The following is a 4,306-nucleotide window of genomic DNA, read 5'->3' on the forward strand; positions in this document are numbered from 1 at the left end:
TAATTCAAGTGAATTTGTTTGAAAGAAGAACTTTAAAAGCTTTATTTTCACCCGATAAAATACCCATAAAACAAGAGGAAGCTCAAATGAGCTTCCTCTTGTGAAAAATTGTGGGACAGCAATGGCACCATGCACCTTTTTTTATTTGCTGACTTCGCTTAAGCCACTTTGGCCGGAATGGTCACAGCGGTATTCGGTTTAAAACGCAGGCTGCATTGACCATTGACCGATTTATCCCCCAGTTTAATCTGGACAGTCTGACCGGCGGTTTTACCGTTACAGGCATTGGCCATAGCCTGTTGACGGGCCTGACGCTGTGCTAGGCGCTGATCATACTGTTTCACCAGTTCGGCACGTTTGGCATCGGTTAAGGCACCGGTCTGAGCAGCATGCTGTTTAAACTGGCGTACATCGCCACGCATTGGACGATGTTCACGGCTGTGTTTAAGCTGCTGGCGTTCCGGCGTAAATATTAGGGTACAGGTCCCATTCACGGTTTTTTCACCGGCTTTGACCTGAACCACCTGTCCGGCAGCTTTGCCTTCACAGGCCGTTTTGATCTGCTGCATCATCTGGCGGCGTTCAGTACGCAGCTGCTGCCATTGTTCACGCTGTTCCGGGCTTAGGCGTGCATGTTTGCCGTGCATGGAATGAGCCATACGGCCTTCACGTTCCGGCGTTGCTGTACTATTGGTTGACTGACAGGCTGTCAGTGTCCCGACACTGAGTAAACCCACTGAAACAAGCGCAATTTTTGTCATCGTTTTCATGATTATTGTCTCCACACAGAACCGCGATACAGTTATTTTTACCTGCGACAAGAATAAATAATAAAGATGAAGAAACAATGGAGAGTTTTTTCAAACACTGTTCGCTACAATAGTGAAATAAAAGAAAAATTGAGATGAGTGTTTTGAAAATACGCCGGATTCCAATCGCCCTGCGCCTGTTTTTGACTGTGCTATTGACCGCGCTGGTCATTTCCACGGTCAGCCTGTGGGTGCTGCACTGGAATATGCAACGCAATTTCACCAAATACGTGGCCGATGTCGAAATGCAGAAGCTGGATCATGTGATTCATAATCTGGCCGGTGTGTATGGCGTCTATCATGATTGGGGCAATGCCATTCAGGCACAAATCCTGCAAATTGAAGGGCAGGCCGGCCCGGAAGATTATGACCGCCTGTCGCGCTGGTGGTTGCGCCGTCAGTACGATATTGCCTTGCAGCAGCGTTATTTTGAAGAACATACCTTAATGAATGTGGCGCCAACGCTGGCTGAACCAGATCCGCAGAAACGCCAGGCCTCGCAGGAGGAACTAAAATGGCTGGAAATGAATCTGCCTTCCGAGTACCGTCCCTTTGAAGGCCTGAAATTTCCTTTAAGCGCGCAGCAGAATACTACCCGGGTTAATCAGGGCAGTGCCCAGAATCCGCGTCCGAATCAGCCACAATCGGATGGCAAAAAACAGTTTATTTCCATGCCGGACCGTTTGGGTCTTAGCTCGCGTCTGGCTTTATATGATGCCAAACGCCAGTTTGTGGTCGGTGAGCCAGCAGAAGGACAAATGTCGTATCGCCCGATTTTAATGAACAATCAGGTGGTCGGCTATCTGGGTTTAAAACCGGTGCTGGATCAGGATGATGCGCTCAGCATTAATTTTTTTAGCGAACAAAAGCGTTATCTGCTGCTGATTTATGGTCTGTCCTTTATTGCCAGTTTACTGGTGGCCTGGTTATTGGCGACCTATTTTAAAAAGCCGATTCAGCGTCTGCTCAATGGGACCCGTGAACTGACCAAAGGCAATTATCAGTATCAGGTGAAAGTAAACCGTAATGATGAACTCGGTGATTTATCTACAGAGCTGAATCAGCTGGCAGTCATTTTAGATCAGCATGAAACCTCACGCCGGCAGTGGGTGGCTGATACCTCACACGAATTAAAAACCCCGCTGGCAGTGTTACAGGCCCAAATTGAGGCTATGCAGGATGGTATCCGTAAAGCCACACCGGAACACTTAGATGCAATGATGCGTCAGGTCAGCAGCCTGAAAAAACTGACTCAGGACCTGGCTGATCTGGCGCAGGCCGAAGCCATGCAGCTGAAATTCTATATGGCCTCAATCAACCCTTGGCAGGTGATTGAACAGGAAGTCGAGAATTTCCGGCCGAAGTTTGAACAGGCCGAGTTAAGTGTGCGTCTAGAAGGTGAAGCTGTGCCTTTACAATTAGATATAGACCGCTTTAAACAAATTATGGTGAACTTGATTGCGAACAGTATTCGTTATACTGAGGCCGGTGGGCAGGTTCATATTCATAGTGAGCAGACGGCAACAGAATGGAGTGTCTATGTCGATGACAGTCCATTTGGCCTGACCGATGAACAGCTGGCCCGTTTAGGCGAGCGTTTTTACCGGGTGGATGATTCGCGTACGCGGAGCACTGGCGGTACCGGTTTAGGTCTGGCGCTGTCTGCTAAAATTGCGCAGGCCATGGGTGGCCAGCTGAGTTTTGCGCATTCGCCATTGGGTGGCTTGCGCTGCAAACTGACTTTCCCGATTCCGACCAAACAATAAAAGGAAAAGATATTCATGAAACATGTCATGCTGGTTGAAGATGAAGTTGAACTCGCTCAATTGGTCCGCGACTATCTTGAAGCTGCTGGGTTTGAGGTCAGTATGTTTCATGATGGACAAGAAGCCTATAACAGCTTTTTGCAGCGTAAACCGAGCCTGATGATTCTGGATCTGATGGTGCCACGTATGGATGGGCTGACCATTTGCCGTAAAGTACGTGAGCAGTCTGATTTACCCATTATTATGGTTACGGCGCGTACCGAAGAAATTGACCGGGTATTAGGCCTGAATATGGGTGCAGATGACTATATTTGTAAGCCATTTAGTCCGAAAGAACTGGTGGCACGTGTGCAGGCAGTGCTGCGTCGCTTAGACCGCAAGGCTGAACCGGAAACCAATGATTTATTCCGGATGGATAAAGCCCAGCAACGGATCTGGTATCAGCAAAAAGCACTGAACCTGACCCCGACCGAATTTCGTTTACTGGAGCTGTTTTTAGAGCATGTTGGGCAGGTTTATTCCCGTGCCCAGTTGCTGGACCATATTAACCCGGACAGTTTTGATGTTGCAGATCGGGTGATTGACAGTCATATCAAAAACCTGCGCCGCAAGATTTCCGAAGCGGCAGAAACCGGTAATCGTCATGAGTGGATTCAGGCAGTCTATGGGGTTGGCTACCGTTTTGAATATCCGGAAGATTAATTTCATGCGGAGTGAAAAAGCGAATAGATATGTGCCTATTCGCTTTTTTTATGAGAGTAGGTTGTGCAGTATTTAGGGGCAGGATGGTGATAAATCAACAGACTGATCAAGCATAAGACCAAGATAAAAGGGGGGGATTTCTAATATTATAATTTTTAAATGAATTTAATTTTTAACAAGAATATTTTGTAAATTTTAATAAGCCTGAAAATTGAAGTAAATAAAATTCCGGTATAATCTGCAGCCCGCTTTTGGGAATTTTTCTATGCACGTCAATACTGAGCTTGTCGCACGCTTAATTCAGCGCAATATCACCCCCGCGATACACTATTTTGAACAAACCCAGGATAGTTCCCGCCTGGAACATCAGATCAACTTCTGTGTACAGCAGATTATTGTCTGTTTAAATTCCGATACAGTGGCCACCATCAAAGCACTATTGCAGTATTTAATTGCAAAAAGCCAGCACAGCAGTGAACATTCAGGGTGGCGCAAAGCCTTTGAGTTGTTCAATGATAAATATAAAGTTTAATCGCTGATTTTACATACGAGAGACAGGATTAAACTGTGGGCACGATTTATCTCTGTGTTTTTGCCCGAGCTAAACACGCGAGCCTACAGTTTTGAGTAACGCTATACGTTGTCGATCCAGTTTCTTGAGTTTGGACACCACCAACGCATAAGAATTCAGCACTAAATCTTCGATCAAAGCTTCATCCAGCTCTTCATCTTCATACACTGAAATCCAGTGCTGTTTATTCATATGCCAGCCGCTGTGAATATATGGATAAATATCACGCAGCATGGCACCATGATCTGGCGCTACTTTTAAATTAATGGCCGCTTGTCCGTGCAGATGAAACTGTAACATAAAGACTTTATCCTGCACTTTAAACACATCACAACCGTTATTTAAAACCTACTCAAACCTACTCAATGTGGGTTTGATGTTTAATTCCTACTTCACCATCAAGAACCTAAAGCATTTGCTTTAGGGATTACCTCAATTCCATAGGCTGTCACGGTGTA

At 46.1% G+C, this 4,306-nt stretch carries 4 protein-coding genes and 1 pseudogene; 3 read left to right on the forward strand and 2 right to left on the reverse strand.

Going from position 1 to position 4,306, the window contains the following annotated elements:
- Positions 1-158: 158 nt before the first annotated feature.
- A complete protein-coding gene (locus FTT63_RS14910) occupies positions 159-770 on the reverse strand; it encodes a hypothetical protein (protein ID WP_104484490.1) in 612 nt (203 codons plus the stop codon).
- Between the two features lie 134 nt (positions 771-904).
- Here FTT63_RS14910 and baeS point away from each other — a divergent pair, with 134 nt between their 5' ends.
- From baeS to FTT63_RS14925, 3 genes are all read left to right on the forward strand, one after another.
- Positions 905-2,575 (forward strand): sensor histidine kinase efflux regulator BaeS, encoded by a 1,671-nt coding sequence (baeS, locus tag FTT63_RS14915; RefSeq protein ID WP_180192455.1) that lies wholly within the window; start codon positions 905-907, stop codon positions 2,573-2,575.
- Positions 2,576-2,590: 15 nt separating this feature from the next.
- On the forward strand, positions 2,591-3,277 hold the full coding sequence (locus tag FTT63_RS14920; RefSeq protein WP_005180005.1) for a response regulator: 687 nt from the start codon (positions 2,591-2,593) through the stop codon (positions 3,275-3,277).
- Between the two features lie 265 nt (positions 3,278-3,542).
- A complete protein-coding gene (locus tag FTT63_RS14925) occupies positions 3,543-3,809 on the forward strand; it encodes a hypothetical protein (protein WP_104505830.1) in 267 nt (88 codons plus the stop codon).
- Positions 3,810-3,878: 69 nt separating this feature from the next.
- Here the strand turns inward: FTT63_RS14925 and FTT63_RS14930 are convergent.
- Positions 3,879-4,184 (reverse strand): annotated as a pseudogene (locus tag FTT63_RS14930) (MmcQ/YjbR family DNA-binding protein); the annotation flags it as partial.
- Positions 4,185-4,306 lie beyond the last annotated feature (122 nt).

Source organism: Acinetobacter sp. C15 (genome assembly GCF_013420645.1).
GTDB classification, from domain to species: Bacteria; Pseudomonadota; Gammaproteobacteria; order Pseudomonadales; family Moraxellaceae; genus Acinetobacter; species Acinetobacter indicus.

Excerpts from the sequence above, each read along its gene's own strand:
- baeS (WP_180192455.1), top strand. The coding sequence starts at position 905 with ATGAGTGTTTTGAAAATACGCCGGATTCCAATCGCCCTGCGCCTGTTT.
- FTT63_RS14925 (WP_104505830.1), top strand. The coding sequence starts at position 3,543 with ATGCACGTCAATACTGAGCTTGTCGCACGCTTAATTCAGCGCAATATC.
- FTT63_RS14910 (WP_104484490.1), bottom strand. The coding sequence starts at position 770 with ATGAAAACGATGACAAAAATTGCGCTTGTTTCAGTGGGTTTACTCAGT.
- FTT63_RS14920 (WP_005180005.1), top strand. The coding sequence starts at position 2,591 with ATGAAACATGTCATGCTGGTTGAAGATGAAGTTGAACTCGCTCAATTG.